Here is a 22,206-nt window from a genome sequence, read left to right on the forward strand (position 1 = left end):
GGTGCCAGCTGGCACCGTGCCTCCCGTCCGTCGCCTGGCCGCGTCCACCCCCGCGGGAGCGACAGAGGGAGCTCCTACCAGCTGACGGGGAGCGGTTTGCCCTCTTCGTAGCCGGCGGCGGACTGGATGCCGACCAGCGCACGCTCGGCGAACTCGGCCATCGACGACGCCCCGGCGTAGGTGGCGGAGCTGCGGACGCCGGTCGTGATCATGTCGAGCAGGTCCTCGACGCTCGGACGCTCCGGGTCGAGGTAGATCGTCGAGGACGAGATCCCCTCGGCGAAGAGCGCCTTGCGGGCCCGCTCGTACGGGTCGAGCCGCTCGAAGCGCTCGCGGACGGCCTTCGCCGAGGCCATGCCCCAGCTCTCCTTGTACGCCTTGCCCGCGGCGTCGCGGCGGAGCACGCCCGGCGCCTCGAGGGTGCCGGCGAACCACGAGCCGATCATCACGGCGGACGCGCCGGCCGCGAGCGCGAGGGCGACGTCACGCGGGTACCGGACCCCGCCGTCGGCCCAGACGTGCGCGCCGAGCGACCGGGCGGCCGCGGCGGTCTCGAGCACGGCGGAGAACTGGGGGCGTCCGACCGCGGTCATCATGCGGGTGGTGCACATGGCGCCCGGTCCGACGCCGACCTTGATGATGTCGGCGCCGGCGGCGACCAGGTGGGCGACCGCGTCGGCGGTGACGACGTTGCCCGCCACGAGCGGGATCCCCAGGCCGAGTCCGGCGACGGTGCGCAGTGCGCGGAGCATCCCCTCCTGGTGGCCGTGCGCGGTGTCGAGCACGAGGACGTCGACGCCGGCGGCGGCGAGGGCCTGGGCCTTCGCCGCGACGTCGCCGTTGATGCCGACCGCGGCGGCGACGCGCAGGCGCCCGGAGGCGTCGACCGCCGGCGTGTAGATGTCGGAGCGGATCGCGCTCGTCTGGCTGACCGTGCCGACGACCCTGCCGTGCCGGACCACCGGTGCGAAGTCGACGCCGGCGGCGCTCAGCACGTCGTACACGTGGCGGGGCGTCCCGGCGTCGTCCGCGTCGATCGCCGTCGAGGCACCGTGCAGCAGGTCGCCGAGGGTCGCGTCGGGGCCGGCGTCGCCGAGCCGACCGGCGGGGACGCAGCCGAGGTACTCGCCGTCGGCGTCGCGGACGACGACCCCGCGGCCGGCGACGGGCAGGAGCTGCTCGAGGGCCTCGGCGACGGTGGTCGACGCGCCCATGTCGTAGGCGGTGTCGAACGCGACCGGCTGGTCCTTCACCCAGCGGATCGCGGCGGCGAGGTCCTGCAGGTGCATGTCCTGCGGGAGCACCCCGAGGCCACCACGGCGGGCGAGCGTCGCAGCGAGGCGCGGACCGGTGACCGAGTTCATGTTGGCGCTGACGATCGGGATGGTGGCACCGCTGCCGTCGCCCGCCGAGAGGTCGACGTCGAACCGGCTCGTCACCGCGGAACGGCTCGGGACGAGGAAGACGTCGGAGTAGGTCAGGTCGTGCGTCGGCCGGGTCTCGTAGAACCTCATGGGAGCCACTGTACGGCTCCCGTCGGGGCCCCGACCGGGTGCCCGACCGCTGCCGACTCGCGCCGCTGCTGACACGGAACGGACATGTCCGAGCGGCTAGGCTTGGCACCTGTGCGGGGCAGGGTTGCTCCGCACGACACACACGAGCATCTATCGACGGAGAGTGGGCGATCGGCTGTGTCGAGCCATCTGACGGGAACTGACGAGACCGCGGGCGAATTCGGGGCGAACGAGTGGCTCGTCGACGAGCTCTACGAGCAGTTCGTCGCGGACAAGGAGTCGGTCGACAAGTCCTGGTGGCCGGTCCTCGAGAGCTACCACCGCACGCAGACCGGTGACGCCCCGCCCGCCCCCCAGCAGCCGGCCGCCCCCGCCGAGCAGCCGGCAGCGCCGCAGTCGAACGCGCCGCAGCAGGGCGGACCGATCCAGGCCAAGACCACGTCGCGCCAGCCGACGCCGCCGCCGATCCCGGCCGAGGCGAACGACGCCGCCGACGACCACGACGAGACCCACGAGGACGTGGCGACCCCGCTCCGCGGCATGGCGAAGACCCTGGCCTCGAACATGGACGCCTCGCTGTCCGTGCCGGTCGCGACGAGCGTCCGGACGATCCCGGCGAAGCTGATGATCGACAACCGGATCGTCGTCAACAACCACCTGCGGCGGGCCCGCGGCGGCAAGATCTCGTTCACGCACCTGATCGGCTGGGCGATGGTGCAGGCGCTCAAGGACTTCACGAGCCAGAACGTGTTCTACGAGGAGCGCGACGGCAAGCCGTTCGTCGTCACCCCGGCGCACGTCAACCTCGGCATCGCGATCGACGTCCCGAAGAAGGACGGCACGCGCTCGCTCCTCGTGCCGAGCATCAAGCGCGCCGAGACCCTGACCTTCGGGCAGTTCCTCTCGGCCTACGAGGACCTCGTCAAGCGCGCCCGCGACAACAAGCTCACCCCGGCCGACTTCCAGGGCACGACGATCTCGCTCACGAACCCGGGCGGCATCGGCACCGTGCACTCGGTCCCCCGCCTGACGAAGGGGCAGGGCTCGATCATCGGCGCGGGCGCGCTCGAGTACCCCGCGCAGTTCCAGGGGTCGGCGGCGAAGACGCTCGTCGAGCTCGGCATCGGCAAGACCATCACCCTGACGAGCACCTACGACCACCGGGTCATCCAGGGCGCCGGGTCGGGCGAGTACCTCAAGCACGTGCACGAGCGGCTCATCGGCGAGCACGGCTTCTACGAGGGCATCTTCGCGGCGCTCCGGATCCCCTACAAGCCGATCCAGTGGGCGAACGACATCAACGTCGACCTCGCGCACCGCGTGAACAAGACGGCACGCGTCCAGGAGCTCATCAACAGCTTCCGGGTGCGCGGGCACCTGATGGCCGACATCGACCCGCTCGAGTACCGCCAGCGCACGCACCCCGACCTCGAGATCGAGAGCCACGGGCTGACCTTCTGGGACCTCGACCGCGAGTTCGTCACGGGCGGCCTGGCCGGCACGACCTCGGCACCGCTCCGCGACGTGCTCGGTATCCTGCGCGACGCCTACTGCCGCACGGTCGGCATCGAGTACATGCACATCCAGGACCCGGAACAGCGGCGCTGGGTGCAGGAGCACATCGAGGTGCCGTACTCGAAGCCGTCGAAGGACGAGCAGCTGCGCGTCCTCGGCAAGCTCAACGAGGCCGAGGCGTTCGAGACCTTCCTGCAGACGAAGTACGTCGGCCAGAAGCGCTTCTCGCTCGAGGGCGGCGAGTCGACGATCGCGTTCCTCGACACGCTCATCCAGCACGCCGCCGCGACCGGGCTCGACGAGGTCGCGATCGGCATGGCGCACCGCGGCCGCCTCAACGTCCTGACGAACATCGCCGGCAAGACCTACGGCCAGATCTTCCGCGAGTTCGAGGGGTCGTCGCTGCCGGGCTCGGTGTCCGGGCAGGGTTCGGGCGACGTCAAGTACCACGTGGGCACCGAGGGCGTGTTCCGCGCGAGCGACGGCAGCGCCATCCCGGTGACGATCGCCGCGAACCCGTCCCACCTCGAGGCCGTCGACGGCGTGCTCGAGGGCATCGTCCGTGCGAAGCAGGACCGCGAGGCCCCCGGCACCTTCGGGGTGCTGCCGGTCCTGGTGCACGGCGACGCGGCCATGGCCGGTCAGGGTGTCGTGGTCGAGACGCTGCAGATGTCGCAGCTGCGCGGGTACCGCACCGGCGGCACCGTCCACCTGGTCATCAACAACCAGGTCGGCTTCACGACACCCCCGGAGTCGGCCAGGACCTCGGTGTACTCCACGGACGTCGCCAAGACGATCCAGGCGCCGATCTTCCACGTGAACGGCGACGACCCCGAGGCCGTCGCCCGGGTCGCCGAACTCGCCTTCGCCTACCGCGAGCAGTTCCACCGCGACGTCGTGATCGACCTCATCTGCTACCGGCGCCGCGGGCACAACGAGGGCGACGACCCCTCGATGACCCAGCCGCTCATGTACAACCTCATCGAGGCGAAGCGCTCCGTCCGCACGCTGTACACCGAGGCCCTCGTCGGCCGCGGCGACATCACGCAAGAGGAGTACGACGAGGCGCACCGCGACTTCCAGGACCGCCTGGAGCGTGCCTTCGCCGAGACCCACGAGGCGCAGACCGGCACGATCCCGGTCATCGAGGTCGACGACGACGGTGCCGTGCAGGGCCTCGAGCGCCCCGCCGCCCAGCGGGACGACTCCGAGGTCGAGGTGCACGAGACCGCGGTCTCCGAGGACCTGGTCCGGGCCGTCGGCGACGCGCACAGCAACCCGCCGGCCGGCTTCTCCATCCACCCGAAGCTGCAGCAGCTGCTCGCCAAGCGCACCGAGATGACGCGCAACGGCGGAATCGACTGGGCGATGGCGGAGCTGACGGCGATCGGCTCGCTCCTGGTCGAGGGCAAGCCCGTCCGGCTCGCCGGGCAGGACGCCCGTCGCGGCACCTTCGTCCAGCGGCAGTCGGTGTTCCACGACCGGTCGAACGGCCAGGAGTGGCTGCCGCTGTCGAACCTCACCGAGGACCAGGCCCGCTTCTACGTCTACGACTCGCTGCTCAGCGAGTACGCGGCGATGGCGTTCGAGTACGGCTACTCGGTCGAGCGGCCCGAGGCGCTGGTCATGTGGGAGGCCCAGTTCGGCGACTTCGCGAACGGCGCCCAGACCGTCATCGACGAGTTCATCTCGTCCGCCGAGCAGAAGTGGGGGCAGCGCTCCGGCCTGGTGCTCCTGCTCCCCCACGGCTACGAGGGCCAGGGGCCGGACCACTCGTCGGCACGCATCGAGCGCTACCTGCAGCTGTGCGCCGAGGACAACATGATCGTCGCCCGGCCCTCGACGCCGGCGTCGTACTTCCACCTGCTCCGCCGGCAGGCCTGGGCGCGGCCGCAGAAGCCCCTCGTGGTGTTCACGCCGAAGGCCATGCTCCGGCTGCGCCAGGCGACGAGCGCCGTGCAGGACTTCACGACCGGCACGTTCGAGACCGTCCTCGACGACGACCGCATCGTCGACCGGTCCGCCGTGCGCCGCGTCGTGCTGCACTCCGGCAAGGTGCACCACGACCTGCGTGCCGAGGTCGACAAGCGTGGCGTCACCGACGTCGCGCTGGTCCGGCTCGAGCAGCTCGCACCGCTCCCCCTCGAGCGCATCCTCGAGGTGCTCGCCGGCTACCCGGACGCCGACGTCGTCTGGGCGCAGGAGGAGCCGGAGAACCAGGGCGCGTGGCCGTTCGTGTGCATGAACCTGTCGCCGCACCTGGATGGCCGGCCGCTGTCGGTCGCCGCTCGTCCGGCGAGTGCCGCACCGGCCACCGGGTCGTCGAAGCGCTCCGCCCAGGAGGCCTCCGACGTCATCGGCCGAGCACTGAGCTAGCCACTACCGAGAGCACACCCGCAACGACCACTGCGCCCCGTCACGACGGGGCGCAGTGGTCGTTCCGGGGCGTGTCGAGCGCGCGCGGCTCACCTGAGCTTCGTGTACCGCACCCCGGCGTCGTGGTAGCCGCGCTTCTGGTAGAACCGGTGCGCGCTGTCGGTCGCGGCCGCACTCACGGCGCTCAGGCGACGCGCGCCCTGCTCGAGCGCCCACGTCTCGAAGGTGCCGAGGAGCGCGGAACCGGTGCCGGTCCTCCTGGCCGCCTCGTCGACCACCAGCAGGAGCAGCTGCGCCGTCGGCTCGTCGCTCGCGTAGGCCCACGTGACCTGCGCCCCGGCGACGGCGACCGGCCGTCCGTCGCCGTCCCGGACCACCCAGGTGTGGTGCCCGGCCTCGGGCGTGAGCCGCTCGAGGCGGGCCCGCATGGAGGGTTCGTCGACCTCGTGGCCGAGCAGACGGACGAGGGCGGCGACGTCGGCGACGTCCGTGTCGGACCACGTGGTGATCGACTCGACGGTGAGGGTCATGTCGGCGACCCTACCGGGGCCGACCGTCCTGTTGCGACACCTTCCCGATCAACTGATATTCATATATGCTATTCGCATATCACCCGCTCGGGGTGGTTCCGACCGACAGGACAGCCATGCACATCACCTCCCGCCACGGCCGCACCGCAGCCTGGATCGCCGTTCCCCTCGCCGTCGTCGCGAGTGGCGCGGTCATCGCCACCGCCTCGTACGCCGCCTTCTCGAGCAGCACCGACAACGCCGGCAACGCCTGGCGGACCGGTGCCGTCTCCCTCACGGACGACGACCAGGGCGTGGCGATGTTCGACGTCGACGACCTGGTGCCCGGCTCGTCCGGCACGAACTGCATCACCGTCACCGCCGCGACCACGAACGCGTCGACCGTCAAGCTGTACGCCGACGAGCAGGCCGACGACGACGCCCTCGCGCAGTACCTCGGCATGCAGGTCGAGCGCGGTTCGCTCGGGACCGCCGGCGACTGCAGCACCTTCACGGCGTCGACGACCGTCCACGACGGCACGCTCGCCGAGCTCATGGCGCACGACGCGTTCGGCACCGGGCTCGACTCGTGGAAGCCCGCCACCGGCACGACGAGCACGACCTACCGGTTCAGCTACGACCTGTCGGAGGACGCCCCGAACACCGTGCAGTCCTCCGAGGCCGGCACGACGTTCGTCTGGGAGGCCCAGACCGACTGACGCTCCCGCGTCCCGGCCCCCGACCGACCGACGACGACCACCGCCCGACGACGACCACCGCCCGACGACACCGAGGAGCAGCCCATGCCGAGCACCGTCACCCGACGACCCGTCCGGTGCATCGGCGACCTGCCCCGGCTGCTCCTCGCGGTCACGGCTCGCACCGTGCTCTGGTCCGTGCTCCTGCTCGCGGTCTGGGCGTCGCTGCCGGCGGCCCTCGGCTGGCACGTCACGACGGTGGTCTCGGACTCGATGGCACCAGGGATCCGCACCGGGGACGTCGTCGCGGCGATGCCCGCCGACGCGGACGCGGTCGAGCCCGGGCGGGTCCTGCTGGTCGACGACCCCGACCACGACGACCGCCTCCGGCTCCACCGCCTGGAGCGGATCGAGCAGGACGGCGACCTCCGGCTCCGCGGCGACGCGAACCCCGCTGCCGACCGCACGCCGGTCGCCCCCGACGCGGTGCTCGGCATCGGGGTGCTGCGGTTCCCGTGGGTCGGGCTGCCGGGGGTCTGGCTCCGGACCGGCGCACCCGTGCCCCTGCTGCTCACCGCAGCGGTGGCAGCACTCCTCCTCGCCGCCACGCGACTCGATCGCGACGTCGCCGACGGCCAGCCGTGTCGACGCTGCGGGGCCCCGCGCCGAGACCTCCGTTCGCCCGTCGTCGGAGAACCGGGATCGGCACGTCGGCCCGACTCCGCGACCGGCGGCGCGCCTGCCGTCGTCGCGACGGTCACCACCCTCGCCGCGATCACGGCCGTGTCGACACTCGTCGCGGGCGCGGGTTTCAGCGGCACGACGGCGACGGCCTCGGTGCTCGGCACCGAGACGTTCCCGTGCTTCCACCGCCCGGAGGACAGCGCCGTCCTGGCGTGGGACTTCGCCGAGAAGAACGGTCCGCAGGTGACCGACTCGAGCGGGTCGGGCGCCGACGGTGCGTTCTCCTCGTCAGCCGGTTCCCGGGTGGACGGCGACTGCCTCGCCAACCCGTACGCGTCGTTCCGGACGCAGGACGGCCTGGAGGGATGGGCCGTCACCGACACCGCCGTCGACGCCCCGAACGCGTTCACCATCGAGGTGTGGTTCCGGACCACCGACACGGGCGGCGGCAGGGTGTTCGGGTTCGGGTCCGACCGCTCTGCCGCCTCGACCCACCGCGACCGCCACCTGTACGTCGACGGTGCCGGCCGCCTGCGCTTCGGGGTCGAGGAATCCGGCTCGCAGTTCAAGTTCACGCTGCTGTCGGGCACTGTGGTGGCCGACGGCGAGTGGCACCACGCCGTCGGGGCGTTCGAACCCCGTTCGATGACCCTCTGGCTGGACGGGGTGCAACAGGGCACGAGAGCGGATGCCGTCACGCTCCGTCAGTACAGCGGCCACTGGCGCGCCGGGCGGCAGACACTGTCCGGCTGGCCGGCGAGCGCGGGCTACGCGTTCGACGGCGACGTCGACACCGCCAGGGTGCACGACCACGCGCTCACCGCCGACGAGGTCGCCGAGCGGTTCGCCGCCGGGCGCTGAACCCGGCGGCGCCGTGCAGCCACGGTCAGTGCGTCGCCTGCTCCTGGCGGATGCGTGCGAGGACCTCGCCGCGCAGCTGCTCCGGAGCGGTCTCCTTGCAGGCGCGGCGGACGGTCTCGATGAGCACCACGCCGACGCGGTGCTCGGTCGTGCAGTCCTCGCAGCCGTCCATGTGCTCACGGATGTCCGCCGCGTCCTCGCGGCAGAGCTCGCCGTGCAGGAACTCCTCGAGCTCGGCCTTCGCCTTCGAGCAGTCGCACCCGCTCATCGTGCTTCCTTCCCTTCGACGCGACCCTGGGCCGCGGCGGTCTTGCGGCCTCGTCCGCGCATCGTCGCCGTCGACGCTGCGTCCGGGACGATGCCGGTCTCACGGGCGTGGTCCGCCAGGAGCCCGCGCAGGAGCCGGCGACCACGGTGGAGGCGGCTCATGACCGTCCCCACGGGGGTCTTCATGATGTCGGCGATCTCCTGGTAGGAGAACCCTTCGACATCGGCGAAGTAGACCGCCATCCGGAAGTCCTCCGGGATGGACTGCAGGGCGTCCTTCACGGCGGACGACGGCAGGTGGTCGATGGCGTCGGCCTCGGCCGACCGGGCGGAGATCGACTGGGTGACGCTCTCGGCGCCGCCGAGCTGCCAGTCCTCGAGCTCGTCGATGGTGCCCTGGTACGGGTTCCGCTGGTTCTTGCGGTACGTGTTGATGAACGTGTTCGTCAGGATCCGGTACAGCCAGGCCTTCAGGTTCGTGCCCTGCTTGAACTGGCGGAACGCGGCGAACGCCTTGACGAAGGTCTCCTGCACCAGGTCGGAGGCGTCGGCCGGGTTGCGGGTCATCCGCATCGCCGCACCGTAGAGCTGGTCCATGAAGGGCAGGGCCTGGTCCTCGAACAGGGTCCGGAGCTCCGACTCGGACACGGTCTTCGCGTCGACCGGCTCAGCCGCCGCCTGTTCCTCGGCCACGGCGTCGAGCTGCACCTCGGTCTCCTCGACCAGGTGGTGCGGTGCTGCCTGCGGTTCGTCGGTCGTCATCGCGGCCAAGTCTAGGCCGAGCGTCGTCGGCACGGCGGTCAGCACGGTGGCCGTGCCGGTGCGCGCTCGCACGAGTGTTGCTGTCGCCACTGATCCTCCCGGTGCGTTCAGTACCCTGGTGAACCGATGGCAGACACGACGCATTCCCAGCACGGGGCACGGCCCTGGATCGCCCCGCTCGCCCGCGGGCCCCTGCGCGGCGACGTGTCGCTGCCCGGGTCGAAGTCGCTGACGAACCGGGAGCTCGTGCTCGCCGCCCTCGCCGACGGCCCGTCGGTCATCCGACTCCCCCTGCACTCGCGCGACTCGGCCCTCATGATCGCCGCGCTCCGGCAGCTCGGCGTCGGCATCGACGAGGTCGCCCCCGTCGACGGCGCGGCCCCGAACCCCTACGGACCCGACCTGCGGATCACGCCGGCCCCGATGCACGGCGACGTCCGCCTGGACTGCGGCCTCGCCGGCACCGTGATGCGGTTCGTCCCGCCGCTCGCCGCCCTGGCGGTCGGCCCCGTCACGGTCGACGGCGACCCGTACGCCCGCAAGCGTCCGATGCACGCGATCATCCGCGCGCTCGCCGACCTCGGCGTCGCCGTCACGGACGACGGCGACGGGGCGATGCCGTTCACCTTGACCGGCACCGGGTCGGTCCGCGGCGGGGCGCTCGAGATCGACGCGTCGGCGTCCTCGCAGTTCGTGTCCGGGCTGCTGCTCTCCGCGCCGCGCTTCGACGAGGGCCTGCACCTCACCCACGTCGGCGAACGACTGCCCAGCCTGCCCCACATCGAGATGACCGTCGCCGCGCTCCGTGCCCGGGGCGTCACCGTCGACGAGCCGTCGGTCGGCGAGTGGGTCGTGCACCCCGGGCCGATCGCGGCCCGCGACGTCACGATCGAACCCGACCTGTCGAACGCCGCGCCGTTCGCGGCCGCCGCGCTCGTCGCGGGCGGCACCGTCCGCATCCGCACCTGGCCCACCGAGACGACGCAGGTCGGTGCCGACCTCGAGACGCTCCTGCCCCTGTGGGGGGCGAGCGTGGCCCGTGACGGTGACGACCTGGTCGTCGACGGCGGCGTCGGGATCCGGGGTGGGGCCTCCTTGCCGGGGCTCGAACTCGACCTGAGCCGCGGCGGCGAACTCGCCCCGGCCCTCGTCGCGCTGGCCGCGCTGGCGGACGGACCGAGCGTGGTCACCGGGATCGGCCACCTGCGGGGGCACGAGACGGACCGGCTCGCCGCGCTCGCGGCGGACGTCAACCGGTCTGGAGGCACGGTGCACGAACTCGACGACGGCCTGCGGATCGAGCCGGCGCCGCTCCACGGCAGCGACTGGGGCGCGTACGACGACCACCGGATGGCGACCGCGGGGGCGATCGTGGGCCTCGTCGTCGACGGCGTCGCCGTCGACGACATCGGGTCGACCGCGAAGACGCTGCCCCAGTTCCCGGAGCTGTGGGCGGCGTTGGTGGCGTCGTCGGCTCCCGCGACGGACGGGGACCGACCGTGAGCTGGTGGGACGACGTCGACGGCGACGACTCCGAAGCGGACGAGCCGTACGGGCAGTACGACGAGTCGAGCGTCCGGGTGCGCCCGAACCCGAAGGGCAACCGGCCCCGCACGAAGACCCGGCCGACGTACGACGACGCCCCCGTCGGGTGGGTGACGAACGTCGACCGCGGGCGGTTCGGCGTCCTGGTCGACGACCGCGTCATCACCGCCACGAAGGCCCGCGAGCTCGGCAAGAAGTCCGTCGTCACCGGCGACCGCGTCTCCCTGGTCGGCGACGTCTCCGGCGATCCGGGCTCGCTGGCGCGGATCGTGAAGGTCGCGGAGCGCACGACCCTGCTGCGCCGGAGCGCCGACGACTCCGACGAGGTCGAGCGCGTCATCGTGGCGAACGCCGACCAGATGCTCATCGTGGTGGCCGCCGCCGACCCCGAGCCGCGCACCCGGCTCATCGACCGGTACCTCGTCGCGGCGTTCGACGCCGGGCTCGACCCCGTCCTCTGCATCACGAAGACGGACCTCGCCGACCCGACCGCGTTCCTGGCGCACTTCGCGTGCCTCTCCCTGCGGATCGTGACGAGCCGGTCCGACGACGTGCCGTTCGACGCCCTGCACGAGGTCCTCGACGACAAGGTCACCGTCACCGTCGGGCACTCCGGCGTGGGCAAGTCGACCCTCGTCAACGCGATCACCGGGTCCACGCGGGCGACCGGCGTCGTGAACGCGGTGACCGGCCGCGGCCGCCACACCTCGTCGTCGTCGATCGCCCTGCAGGTGCGCGACGGCGGCTGGATCATCGACACCCCGGGGGTACGGTCGTTCGGCCTCGGCCACGTCGACCCTGCCAACGTCTTCCGCGCGTTCGCGTCGCACGCCGTCCCGGTGCTGCCCGCACGCGACGGCATCCCGCTGGCGCAGGCGCACGACTGGGAGATCGTCGACCGGGTGCAGGACGGGGAGCTCGGCCCGACCGGCGTCGAGCGGCTCGACTCGTTCCGCGCGCTGCTGACCGGCATGGGCGCCGCCGACCCCGGGTCGGAGTAGGGCGCCGGGGCGGGGTCGCCGCTGGGGGCGCCGAGGTCACGGGCGCCGAGGTCACGGGCGCCGAGGTCGCTGGGCGCCGAGGGTCGCTGGGCGCCGAGGGTCGTGGTCGCGAGGTCGCGAAATGTGCGCTCCTTGGCCCCGGCAGCCGGCACTGCGTGCGACCTCGGCGCGCAACTGGCGGCGGGTCGTGCGACCTCGGGCGCCGTGTAAGCGGCCAGGGTGCGGGTCGGGTCGGCTGGCGTGCGCGGGCGCGAGGTCGCGAAATGTGCCGCGCTCGGCGCCGGCAGCCGGCACTCCGAGCGACCTCGGCGCTCGACCTGCGGCGGGTCGTGCGACCTCGGGCGCGGCCGCCGGGCTCGGGCTCGGGCTCGGGCTCGGGACGGCCGGTGCCGGGCCTCGAGGCGCTGGCGGGTCGGGGTCGCGAAATGTGCTCCCCTCGGCCCCGACGGCCGGCACTCTGCGCGACCTCGGCGCCCGACCCGCGGCGGGTCGTGCTACCTCGGCCGACGTCCGCCGTCCGCCGTCCGCCGTCGCTGAGATCGCACTTCTGGCCGCTGAGCACGAGCGGTACCGGGCGCATGTGCGATCTCACCGGACGGGACAGGACCGGCGCACGGGGCCGCACCCCGGACCCCGCGGTGTACAGTTGGCCCTCGTGTCTGAAGTTGCAAAGTACAACTTTGCGCCGACCCCCGCTGTCGACGCCCCGTCCTCCACCGGTCCGACGACGACGTCGCACACGCACCACACCCCCACCCACAAGTCCTCCCGCGCCCCGAGGCCGCAGCGCCCGAACGACGTGCTGCGCCCCGCGGGCCTCGGGCGGATGCTGCTGACGTTCGGGTCGCACATCCTCGTGCCGCTGTTCCTGGCGGCCGGCATGGGGCTGGCCTACCTCGGCGCGTTCCACGCCCCGACCCCGCACGAGCTCCCCGTCGGCGTCGTCGGGCAGGGCGCGGCGACGCAGGTGTTCGCGCAGACCGTGACCGACGGGTCCGACGGCGCCCTCGTCGCCCACGTCGTCGGGAGCACCGGCGAGGCGGAGCGGCTCGTGCGGGACCGCGAGCTCGCGGCGGTCTACGCCCCGACGACGACCGCGGCCACGCTGTACGTGTCGACCGCCGCGTCGGAGACGACCGCGAGCGCCGCCCAGAAGGTGTTCCTGCCGATCGCGTTCGAGCAGCACGTGCCGTTCCGCGTCGTCGACGTCGTGCCGACCGGCGAGCAGGACACCACCGGTCAGGGCCTGTTCTTCCTGCTCGTCGCCCTGAGCGTCGGCGGCTACGCCTCGGCGATCGCGGTGGCTGCCTTCGCCACGCGGCTGCGTCCGCTCTGGACCGTGGTCATCGGCCTCGCCACCTCGGGCGTCGTCGCGGGCATCGGTGTCGTCGTCGCGGGGCCGGTCTACGGGGTGCTCACGACGCACCAGTGGCAGGTGTTCCTGTTCGCCTGGCTGTACGACGCGGTCATCGTGGCGCTCGGGGTCGGCCTGCACCCGCTGCTCGGCCGGTGGACGACGCCGGTGCTGACGATGCTGTTCGTGATGCTCAACTTCACGTCGTCGGGTGGGATCTTCCAGCCGGCGTTCCAGCCCGGGTTCTTCGCGGCCCTCAACACCTTCTGGAGCGGTGCCGCGTGGCTCCGTGCTGCGCAGGACCTGCAGTACTTCCCGGGGGCGTCGCTCGGCCGGAGCGGGCTGGTGCTCGGGCTGTGGTTGGCCGCTGCCGTCCTGCTCTGCGTCCTCGTGCACGGCCTCGTGGCCCGCCGGGCCCGGATCGCCCGGGAACGCGAGGTCAGCCGGCTCGAGGAGGAAGAGGTCGTCGCCGCCTGAGCGGTCGCGCCCGCTACGCTCGACCCGTGGACCTCCGCGCCGACCTGGACTTCGCCCGTTCCCTCGCCGACACCGCCGACGGCATCGCCCTCGAGCGGTTCCGCGCAGCGGACCTGCACGTGTCGAGGAAGGCCGACAGCACGCACGTCACGGACGCCGACCAGGCCGTCGAGCGCGCGTTGCGCGAGCGCATCGCGGCCGAGCGACCGGACGACGCGTTCCTCGGCGAGGAGACCACCGCCGACACCGGGGCCGAGGCGACGAGCGAGGGACACCGCCAGTGGGTGGTCGACCCGATCGACGGCACCGCGAACTACCTGCGCGGGGTGCCGGTGTGGGCGACGCTCATCGCGCTCGCGGTCGACGGCCGCCCGGTCCTCGGCGTCGTGAGCGCCCCGGCGCTCGGCAAGCGCTGGTGGGCCGCCGAGGGGCTCGGCGCGCACTCGTTCGACGGCGTGCTGCGGGTGTCCGGCGTCGCCGAGCTGGCCGACGCCAGCCTGAGCTACAACAGCATCCAGCAGTGGGACGACGACGACCGCCTCGACACCCTGGTCGCGCTGTCCCGACGGGTGTGGCGGACCCGGGCGTACGGGGACATGTGGTCGTACATGCTCGTCGCCGAGGGGGTGCTCGACATCGCGGGCGAGCCCGACCTCAAGCCGTGGGACATGGCGGCGCTCGTGCCCATCGTCGAAGAGGCCGGCGGCCGGTTCACGTCGCTCGACGGCGACCCCGGGCCGTGGCACGGCAGCGCGCTCGCGACGAACGGCCTGGTGCACGACGCGGTCGTCGAGCTCATCCGCCGCTGACCGACGAGCGGACGCTGCCCGACGCACGACACGCAGCGGCAACGCACGCACCACGCCGGACCGACCAACACCCCGGAGCACCCACCGGCACCCCGACGCAGCCGCCGGCACCACGCACGGCGCGCAGGAGCCCCACGGCGAGCAGTCCGCCCGCCGGACGGCGCAGCGCCGCCAGGCGGACGGCGCAGCGCCGTCAGGCGGCCGCCGCCTCCGAACGCCGAGCCGCACGCCGCCGGACCACCAGGTCCGCCACCGCGAGCACGAGGGCGAGCCCCATCAAGGACACCGTGAACGTCGTCCCGCTCCGGAACGCGTCGTGGTACGCGTCGAGCCGTCCGCCGGAGCCGGAGCCGGAGCCCGACGCGGCTCCGCGGACGATGCCGTAGAACACGCTCGTCGCGACCGCGGTGCCGATGGCGGTGCCGACGCGCTGCCCGAGCTGTTGCATCGACCCGGCGACCCCGGACTGTTCGACCGGGATCTCGGCGAGGGTCAGGGTCTGGTTCGGCGACACGACGAAGCCGCCGCCGAGGCCGCCGACCAGGAAGGCGCCGGCCATCGCCCAGGGCGTGACCGACGGCGGGGTGAGCGTCGCCGCGAGCATGAGCAGCACGAACCCGATGACGACCACCGACAAGCCGAACACGACGAGCGCCCGGCCGACGCGGTCGACGATGCGGCCGCCGACGTACGAGCCGACGGCGCTCGTCGCGGCGAAGGGGATGCTCACCATGCCGGCGAACAGCGGCGAGAGTCCGAGCCCCTCCTGCAGGAACAGCGTCACCATGAGGAACGACGCCGGGATCGCCGCGAAGTACACCGCCACGATCGACAGCCCGTTGCGGTACGAGGACAGTCGGAACAGCTCGAAGTGGACGACGGGCGACTTCCCCCGCTGCCGGTAGCGACGCTCCCAGAGCAGGAACAGGCCGAGGAACACCGCGAAGCCGACGAGCCAGAACCAGCGCACGCCCGAGTCGCCCGACCCGGTGGTGAGCACGAACGGCAGCATGAGCGTGATGATCGCGGCACCGAGCAGCAGGATGCCGACGATGTCGAGTTCGCGGTCGCGCGCCTGCCCCTGCGCGCCCTTCGGCAGCAGCCGGATCGCGAAGACGAGGGCGGCGATGCCGAGCGGCACGTTCATCCAGAAGAGCAGCCGCCAGCCGGACGCCTCGCCGCCGATGGCGATGAGGCCGCCGCCGATGGTGGGGCCGAGGGCGGTCGAGATGCCGATCATCGCGCCGAACAGCCCGAACGCCCGGCCGCGCTCGGGGCCCCGGAAGAGCTGCTGCACCAGGCCGATCACCTGGGGCATCTGGGTGCCCGCGGCGAAGCCCTGCAGGATGCGCGTGACGATGAGGACCTGGATCGTCGGGGCGATCGCGCACAGCAGGCTCGATCCGGTGAACGCGACGAGTCCGACGATGAAGAGCAGGCGCCGGCTCTTCAGGTCGCCGAGCCGACCGGCCGGCACGAGGGCGAGCCCGAAGGCGAGCGCGTACCCCGCCACGATGAGCTGCAGCGACGAACTCGACGCCCCGAGGGACTGCTCGATCGACGGCAGGCCGACGTTGACCTTGGACAGGTCGAGGATCGTCAGGGCGGCGACAGCGACGCAGACGGCGAAGGCACGCCACTTCGTCCGGTCGTCGAGGTGGGCGTCGGTCTGGTCAGCGGTGGACATCACGTCCGTGGTACACCCCGGTGGTCGTGACGGGGACCGGACAGGTCTGTACCCCACATCGCGACACGCCCGAGCGAACAGCCCGACGGCCACCCGCGACGCCCCGCACACAGACCCCCCGGACTGGGGGCACGCCAGGGGGACGGGTGTCCTGGCGGATGGCTCGGACGGGCGGGACCTGGGTTATCGTGCATCCGACGGCGTGTTCGACGAAGCCCGGGGATTCCCTAGATCCTCGGCCGACCCGGACCCGTCGATTCGTCCGGAAGACCCTAACCCGAGGGGTGATACAGACGATGACATCATCGTTCCCACGCGGAACCGAGTGCACCCTCACTCGACGACCGCATCCGATCCACGACAGTTCCCGCCCGCGCACCGTCTCCGCGACCTCCCCGGTCGCCGCGTCGCCGGGCATCCCCCGCGTCGTCTCCGCCTCCGGACCCGGAGGCCGGTGAGTCATGGCACTCACCGGTCGACGCCTCGAGGTCGACCGGATCGCGACCCTCGCCGTACTCCCCCGGGAGTCCGCGATGGTCGTGGTCGGCGATCCTGGTTCCGGACGCAGCAGCGTCCTCGACGCGGTCGCGAACCGCGTCTCCCTGCCGGTCGTCCGGGTCGGCGTCAACGGGAGTGAGTCCCGTTGGCCGCTGGCCGGGGTGACCTCCCTGTTCACGGCACTCGACGACCCCCGCGCCACCGCACACATCGCCCACCTGCTGCAGGTGGACGGCGTGCCGGCTGCCCCTGCCCCCGGCCTGGCGGCGGCGCACCACTTCCTCGACGCCGTGCACGCCCTCACCCTGCCCCCGACGCTCGTGCTCATCGACGACCTCGACCGCATGGACGCCGAGAGCCAGGAGCTCATCGCCTTCCTGGCCGGCCGGCTCGCAGGCACCGCCCTGCGGGTCGTGGCCACGGTCCGCTCGGTGCCCTCGGACGGTCCGCTCGCGGCCCTGCCGGTGCTCCGCGTCGAGCCGCTCGCCGCGGACGAAGCCCTCGCCCTCGCCCGGGCGATGGCCCCCACGGACGCGAACGACGGCGTGCTCGCCGTCATCGCGGACGAGACCGGTGGCAACCCCGGCGCGCTCCGCGAACAGCTCGCGGCGCTCACCCACGACCAGCTCACGGGCGTCGAGCCCGTCGTGCTGCCGCTCCGTCCCACGCCGACGACGCTCGCCGTCGCGGCCCGCGCGCTCGGGTCGGCCGACGGACGCGACCTGGACGTCCTCGCGAAGCTGTCCCTGGTGCCGGTCGCGAAGACCTCGGCGTGGGACCGCGACGAGCTCGACGACCTGGTCGGCGCCGGACTCGTGACCGTCCGTGGCCAGAGCGTCACGGTGCGGAACCCGCTCGTGCGGTCCGCGCTGTACTGGCGCATGCCGGCGCGCGACCGCCGCTCCGCGCACACCGCGCTCGCCACGGCGAGCACCGAGGTGGACCCGCGCGCCGCCGCGTGGCACCGGAGCTTCGTCGACGGCGTCCCCGACGTCGTCGCCCTGCTCGGTGCCGCACGCTCCTACGTGGTGGACGGCAACCTGCACGCAGCGATCACCCTCACCGAGCGCGCCCTGCACGTCGGGGACGGCGGCGAGCCCGAACAGGTGGCGCTGCTCGGTGTCGCCGAGGTCCTGCTCGCCAACCGGCTGCTCGGCTCCGCGGCGCGGTACCTCGCGGCGATCCGGCCGTTCCGCACGACGGCGCACGAGACCCGACGGCTCCGTCTGCAGTACTCCGTGCAGTACCTCAGCGGCGACGCCGTGCACGCCGACGAGCTCCTGTTCCCGGTGAGCGGCGGTGACCGGGACGAGGTCGGCGGGATCGCCGGGCTGCTGACGATGGTCGCGTCGTTCCGTGCCGAGGCGTGGGAGCTCGACCAGGCGAAGGACCTGCTGGCCCGGTCCGACGCGCTCGCCCCCGCGGCGTCCGCGCACACGCTCGAGGTCACCACCTCGGTGCGCGAGTTCATCGCCGCGGTGGACGGTGTCCTGCCGCCGGACGTCGAGCTGCACGACGGGCTCGCGACGTCCGAGCTCCTGGCCATGTCCGAACCGGCCCTGCTGCTGCTCGCCCACGCGCTGAGCATCGGCGAGCGGTACCGCAGCGCCCGACGGGTGTTCGCACTCGTGCTGTCACGGGGGCAGGAGGTGGCCCCGGTCTGGACCGAGGCCGCACGGTACCTGTCGGCCGAGAACGAGCTCCGCTCCGGGAACTTCCGCCAGGCACTCCGCGCGATCGACGTGTGGGAGGCCGGGTCGCCGGTGGTCGAGCGACTGCGCGAGCCGTCGCGGGCGATCGCGATCGCGTGGCGGCACTTCGCCGAGGGCCGGTCGACCGACGCCCTCGACGTCCTGGCGCGCTGCCTCGGACACCGCACGACGAGCCGGCTGTGGGGGGCGACGGCGAAGCTGCACGCGCTCCGCGGGCGGATCCTGCTGCTCGACGGCCGGCTCGACGAGGCCGTGACCGCCCTCGAGGCGGCCGACGCGATCGGACGCCCGCTGCGGAACCCGGCGCTGCTGCGCCACCTCGGGGACCTCGTCGAGGCCTACGCGCGGCTCGGGCGCCTCGACGACGCCCGTGCGGTGACCGCGCGGCTCGCGGCGGACCACCACGCCCGCCCGGGTCGGTGGGGCGCACTGGTGCTCGCACGGAGCCTGGCGCTCGTCGCCGACGACGCCACGCGGGAGACCGCCAGGCGCCGCGCGCTCGAGCTGTTCCAGCCGCACGACTCGCAGTTCGAGCGTGCCCGGACGTTCGCGGCGCTCGCCGCGGTCGGCAGCCCCGCCGAGCGTCCTCGGCTGGGCGCGGCAGCGGCGGCGGCGTACGAGGCCGCCGGGTTGCGACGTCCGCTCGTGACGCCCTCGCCGACGATGGTGCTCCCCCAGTCCGGTCCGGTGTCGTCGCTGCGGTCCGGCTTCGCGTCCGCGCCGACGTCCCCTGGCACGCCGCGGAGCGCTCCGGACGCGTCGGCCGTGCTGACGTCGCTCACCGCCGAGGAGCGCGCCGTCGTGCAGAAGGTCACCGAGGGCTACCGCAACCGCGAGATCGCTTCGTCGCTGTTCATGTCGCAGCGGACGGTGGAGCTGCGGCTCACGCAGATCTACCGCAAGGTCGGCGCGCGCTCGCGCTCGCACCTGGTCGCGCTGCTGGGGTGACCACGGGTCGCCCCGGGCGACCGACGGACGGACGGGAGGCCCGGTGCCAGCTGGTACCGGGCCTCCCGTCCGTCACGACCCGTCTCCGCGACCCCCGGCCATCCCGCGGGACCGGTCGCGTTGCGGGACCCCGCACGGGCCCGCGGCCCGTCGCACGCCGGGCGCGGTGAACCGCAAGAGGCGCGCGCGGCCGTTGCCGCCGTCGCGGCGCGCGGCGATGCTGCTCCTGCACCGACCGCCGTGCCCCCTCGTGGGGCCCGACCGCGTACCCGAGTCCGGTACCCGAACCGCTCGACCCGACGACCCGTCCGACCCTGATCCCCGGGCGGTGACCGCCGGACGGGCGGTCCCGGACCCGCGGCAGACCCGACGGCGGTCGGTGCCGCCCCGCTCCTGGTCCACCACCCCACGCTCCCCACCGAAGGGACAGCAGATGTGCGGCATCATCGCGGTCCGCGTCACCGACGACGCCACCCCGTACCTGCTCGACGGGCTCGCCCGGCTCGGACACCCCGCCGGCGTCTCCGCCGCCACCGCCGTCCGGACCGTCCGGGGCGGCACGGGGGCGACCCGCTCGGTCGCCGGGGTGGGCTCCGCACGCCCGCACGGCGGCTGCTCCGACCGGATCAGCGTGGCGCACGACGGCGTGGTCGCGAACGCCGGACGGTTGCGCCGGACGCTCACCGCCCAGGGGCACCGGTTCCGGACCGCGGACGACGGCGAGGTCGTCGCGCACCTGGTGGGTCGGGCACTCGCGGTCGATCCCGACCTGATGCTCGCCGTGCAGGTCGCGACCGCACAGCTCGAGGGGTCGTGGGCGGTCGCCGTGCTCGACGCACGGGACGGACGGATGGTCGTCGCCGCCGACGGCTCCCCGCTCGTGGCGGCTCGGTCGCTGCTCGGCGACTTCGTGGCGAGCGACGTCGCGGCGATCGCCCCGTGGTGCGAGACGTTCGTGGCGCTGCGCGACGGCGACGTCGTCGAGCTCGGCGACGCCTGGGACTGGTCGTCCGGCGGGGTCGCCGTCCCGGTGCCGTTCCCGACCCCCACACCCTTCGCGGCGACGACGCCCGGCCGCGGCGACCACCCGGACCACATGGCGAAGGAGATCGCGGAGCAGCCCGCGGTCGTCGCGTCGATCCTGCGGCGCGTCGCACCGCACACGGCCGACGGCAGCGCGTGGGTGCGCCTCGGGCTGCCCGGCTTCCACCGCCTGGCCGTCGTCGCGTGCGGCAGCTCCCGGCACGCCGGCGAGGCGATCGCCGCGGCGGTGCGCGGCATCGGCGGCGTCCCCACGGACGTCGTCGTCGCCAGCGAGGCCGACCAGGCCGTGCTCGGGCCGAGCACGCTCGTCCTCGCGGTGAGCCGGTCCGGGGAGACCGCTGGCGTGCTCCGCGCGCTCGACGTCCTCGACGACCGGTACCCGGTGCTCGCCCTGACGAGCACCCCCGACTCGTCCCTGGCGAACCGGGCGGACGCCGTGCTCGACACCCGGGCCGGAGCCGAGGTCGGCATCGCGCCGACGAAGACGTTCACGGCGCAGGTCGTGGTCGGCATCACGGCGATGGTCGCGGCGATGGTCGCCTCCGGCCGCATCGAACCGGCACGTGCGCGGCTGCTGGTCGACGAGCTCGCCGACCTGCCCGCCCGGCTCGTCCACGCCGAACAGGTGTCCGCCGACCGGATGCCGCTGCTCGTCGCGAGCGTGGCACGGGCGGGCGGGTTCCTCGTGACCGCCCGCGGCGCGGCACTGCCGTACGCCGCCGAGGGCGCGCTGAAGCTCACCGAGCTGAGCTCGCGGTGGGCCGAGGCCCACCCCGTCGGCGAACTCCAGCACGGGGCGCTCGCCCTGGTCGACGAGGGCACACCGGTGGTCGTCATCGACCAGGGCGAGCCCGACACCCTGGCCGCGGTGGCCGCGGTCCGGGCGCGCGGGGGCTTCGTGGTGACCATCGGCGGGGCGGGTTCGGACGTGCCCGCCCTCGGCCCCCGGGGCGTCGGCTCCGCCGCGTGGGGACCGGTGGAGGCCGTCGTGCCCCTGCAGATGCTCGCCAGGGGCCTGGCCCTGCGACTCGGCTGCGCCGTCGACAAGCAGCTCCGCTCGACCGCCGCGGTCAGCGCGGAGTAGCCGCGCCGGTCGCCAGTCGCCGGTCCGCCGCGTGACCGGTCTGGTCGGCGCTCGGTCCAGGTCGGCGCTCGGTCAGTGCGGCGCTCGGTCAGTGCGGCGCTCGATCAGGTCAGTGCGCGTTCAGATCAGTGCGCGTTCAGGTCAGCGCGCGGACGCCGCTGACGACGGTGTCCCACACCGCGAGCAACGGCCCGCGCGCGAGCCACACCGCTCCGGCGTTCACGAGCACGAACAGCAGGAACCATAGCCCGGCCGGCACCCGCATCTCGGCGGCGGCGATGTGGAAGTCCGTCTGCACCCGGGCGCCCGTCAGCAGCCACCCGGCGACCCGCACGACCGACCGCAGCCCGTCGACCACGAAGAACGCGCCGACGGCGGCCACCACGAGCACCGTGGTCTCCGACGGCCGGAGCGCCACCCACAGCGCCAGTGCGTCGAAACCGACGACGACGAGGACCCCGAACCAGTTCCGGACGAAGACGAGCGCGACGAGTCCGATCACCCCGAGCACCACCACCGGCAGCCACCGCGACCCGTGCAGCACCCCGGTGACGAGCAGCACCCCCGCCCAGAGCGGCGCGCTGTAGCCGGCGTACAGGTTGAGCACGCGGACGAGCCACCGCACCCCGGACGGCACCCGGCCGAGCTGCACCCAGGCCTCGCCGGAGCCGTCCGGGTGCAGGTCGATTCGCTGGATGCGCCCGCCGAAGGGCACGACGACGACGCAGTGGCCGACCTCGTGCGCGATGGTCGCGGCGATCCGGGCGACGCGGCCCACCAGCGGCACGAACGGCAGGACGGCGCCGACGACGAGCGCGACGAAGACGAGGGGCGGGGCTGCGGTGGTCAAGGCACCAGCAT

General features: G+C 73.3%; 15 protein-coding genes. 9 read left to right on the plus strand and 6 right to left on the minus strand.

What is annotated here, in order from left to right; genetic code table 11:
• Positions 1–74 precede the first annotated feature (74 nt).
• Positions 75–1,514, minus strand: coding sequence for a GMP reductase (gene guaB1, locus DEI99_RS10240; RefSeq protein WP_111042732.1), 1,440 nt, complete (start codon positions 1,512–1,514; stop codon positions 75–77).
• 177 nt (positions 1,515–1,691) lie between these two features.
• On the opposite strand from guaB1, the gene DEI99_RS10245 reads away from it, so the two are divergent.
• The gene (locus DEI99_RS10245; RefSeq protein WP_284180796.1) at positions 1,692–5,405 is read left to right on the plus strand and encodes a multifunctional oxoglutarate decarboxylase/oxoglutarate dehydrogenase thiamine pyrophosphate-binding subunit/dihydrolipoyllysine-residue succinyltransferase subunit; all 3,714 of its coding nucleotides are present in this window, start codon (positions 1,692–1,694) and stop codon (positions 5,403–5,405) included.
• An 89-nt stretch (positions 5,406–5,494) separates the two neighbouring features.
• On the opposite strand, the gene DEI99_RS10250 is transcribed toward DEI99_RS10245, so the two are convergent.
• The gene (locus tag DEI99_RS10250) at positions 5,495–5,935 is read right to left on the minus strand and encodes a GNAT family N-acetyltransferase (protein ID WP_111042299.1); all 441 of its coding nucleotides are present in this window, start codon (positions 5,933–5,935) and stop codon (positions 5,495–5,497) included.
• A 116-nt stretch (positions 5,936–6,051) separates the two neighbouring features.
• On the opposite strand from DEI99_RS10250, the gene DEI99_RS10255 reads away from it, so the two are divergent.
• Together DEI99_RS10255 and DEI99_RS10260 are read left to right on the plus strand one after the other, a co-directional pair.
• Positions 6,052–6,633, plus strand: a complete 582-nt coding sequence (locus DEI99_RS10255; RefSeq protein WP_111042297.1) for a hypothetical protein — start codon at positions 6,052–6,054, stop codon at positions 6,631–6,633.
• Between the two features lie 84 nt (positions 6,634–6,717).
• Positions 6,718–8,157, plus strand: a complete 1,440-nt coding sequence (locus tag DEI99_RS10260; RefSeq protein WP_111042295.1) for a LamG-like jellyroll fold domain-containing protein — start codon at positions 6,718–6,720, stop codon at positions 8,155–8,157.
• Positions 8,158–8,182: 25 nt separating this feature from the next.
• Here the strand turns inward: DEI99_RS10260 and DEI99_RS10265 are convergent, their stop codons facing one another.
• Together DEI99_RS10265 and DEI99_RS10270 are read right to left on the minus strand one after the other, a co-directional pair.
• A complete protein-coding gene (locus tag DEI99_RS10265) occupies positions 8,183–8,425 on the minus strand; it encodes a zf-HC2 domain-containing protein (RefSeq protein ID WP_071253739.1) in 243 nt (80 codons plus the stop codon).
• A complete protein-coding gene (locus DEI99_RS10270; RefSeq protein ID WP_111042311.1) occupies positions 8,422–9,186 on the minus strand; it encodes a sigma-70 family RNA polymerase sigma factor in 765 nt (254 codons plus the stop codon). The genes DEI99_RS10265 and DEI99_RS10270 overlap by 4 nt, the downstream gene beginning before the upstream one ends.
• A 126-nt stretch (positions 9,187–9,312) precedes the next feature.
• On the opposite strand from DEI99_RS10270, the gene aroA reads away from it, so the two are divergent.
• The 4 genes from aroA to DEI99_RS10290 all read left to right on the plus strand — a co-directional run bounded on the left by aroA (position 9,313) and on the right by DEI99_RS10290 (position 14,372).
• Positions 9,313–10,689, plus strand: a complete 1,377-nt coding sequence (aroA, locus tag DEI99_RS10275; protein WP_111042292.1) for a 3-phosphoshikimate 1-carboxyvinyltransferase — start codon at positions 9,313–9,315, stop codon at positions 10,687–10,689.
• Positions 10,686–11,732, plus strand: a complete 1,047-nt coding sequence (gene rsgA / locus DEI99_RS10280) for a ribosome small subunit-dependent GTPase A (RefSeq protein WP_111042309.1) — start codon at positions 10,686–10,688, stop codon at positions 11,730–11,732. The genes aroA and rsgA overlap by 4 nt, the downstream gene beginning before the upstream one ends.
• A 655-nt stretch (positions 11,733–12,387) precedes the next feature.
• Positions 12,388–13,563, plus strand: coding sequence for a hypothetical protein (locus tag DEI99_RS10285; RefSeq protein WP_146247154.1), 1,176 nt, complete (start codon positions 12,388–12,390; stop codon positions 13,561–13,563).
• A gap of 26 nt (positions 13,564–13,589) precedes the next feature.
• The gene (locus DEI99_RS10290) at positions 13,590–14,372 is read left to right on the plus strand and encodes an inositol monophosphatase family protein (protein WP_111042288.1); all 783 of its coding nucleotides are present in this window, start codon (positions 13,590–13,592) and stop codon (positions 14,370–14,372) included.
• Between the two features lie 193 nt (positions 14,373–14,565).
• On the opposite strand, the gene DEI99_RS10295 is transcribed toward DEI99_RS10290, so the two are convergent.
• Positions 14,566–16,059 carry an MFS transporter gene (locus DEI99_RS10295; protein WP_111042286.1) on the minus strand — a complete coding sequence of 498 codons (1,494 nt, stop codon included), beginning with the start codon at positions 16,057–16,059 and terminating at the stop codon, positions 14,566–14,568.
• A gap of 461 nt (positions 16,060–16,520) precedes the next feature.
• On the opposite strand from DEI99_RS10295, the gene DEI99_RS10300 reads away from it, so the two are divergent.
• Entirely contained in the window at positions 16,521–19,217 is a 2,697-nt protein-coding gene (locus DEI99_RS10300; protein WP_111042284.1) for a helix-turn-helix transcriptional regulator, read from the plus strand.
• A 433-nt stretch (positions 19,218–19,650) separates the two neighbouring features.
• Positions 19,651–21,345, plus strand: a complete 1,695-nt coding sequence (locus tag DEI99_RS10305; RefSeq protein ID WP_111042282.1) for an SIS domain-containing protein — start codon at positions 19,651–19,653, stop codon at positions 21,343–21,345.
• A 136-nt stretch (positions 21,346–21,481) separates the two neighbouring features.
• Here the strand turns inward: DEI99_RS10305 and DEI99_RS10310 are convergent, their stop codons facing one another.
• The gene (locus DEI99_RS10310; protein ID WP_111042279.1) at positions 21,482–22,195 is read right to left on the minus strand and encodes a M50 family metallopeptidase; all 714 of its coding nucleotides are present in this window, start codon (positions 22,193–22,195) and stop codon (positions 21,482–21,484) included.
• Positions 22,196–22,206: the final 11 nt, after the last annotated feature.

Source organism: Curtobacterium sp. MCLR17_036, from assembly GCF_003234445.2.
Lineage (GTDB): Bacteria > Actinomycetota > Actinomycetes > Actinomycetales > Microbacteriaceae > Curtobacterium.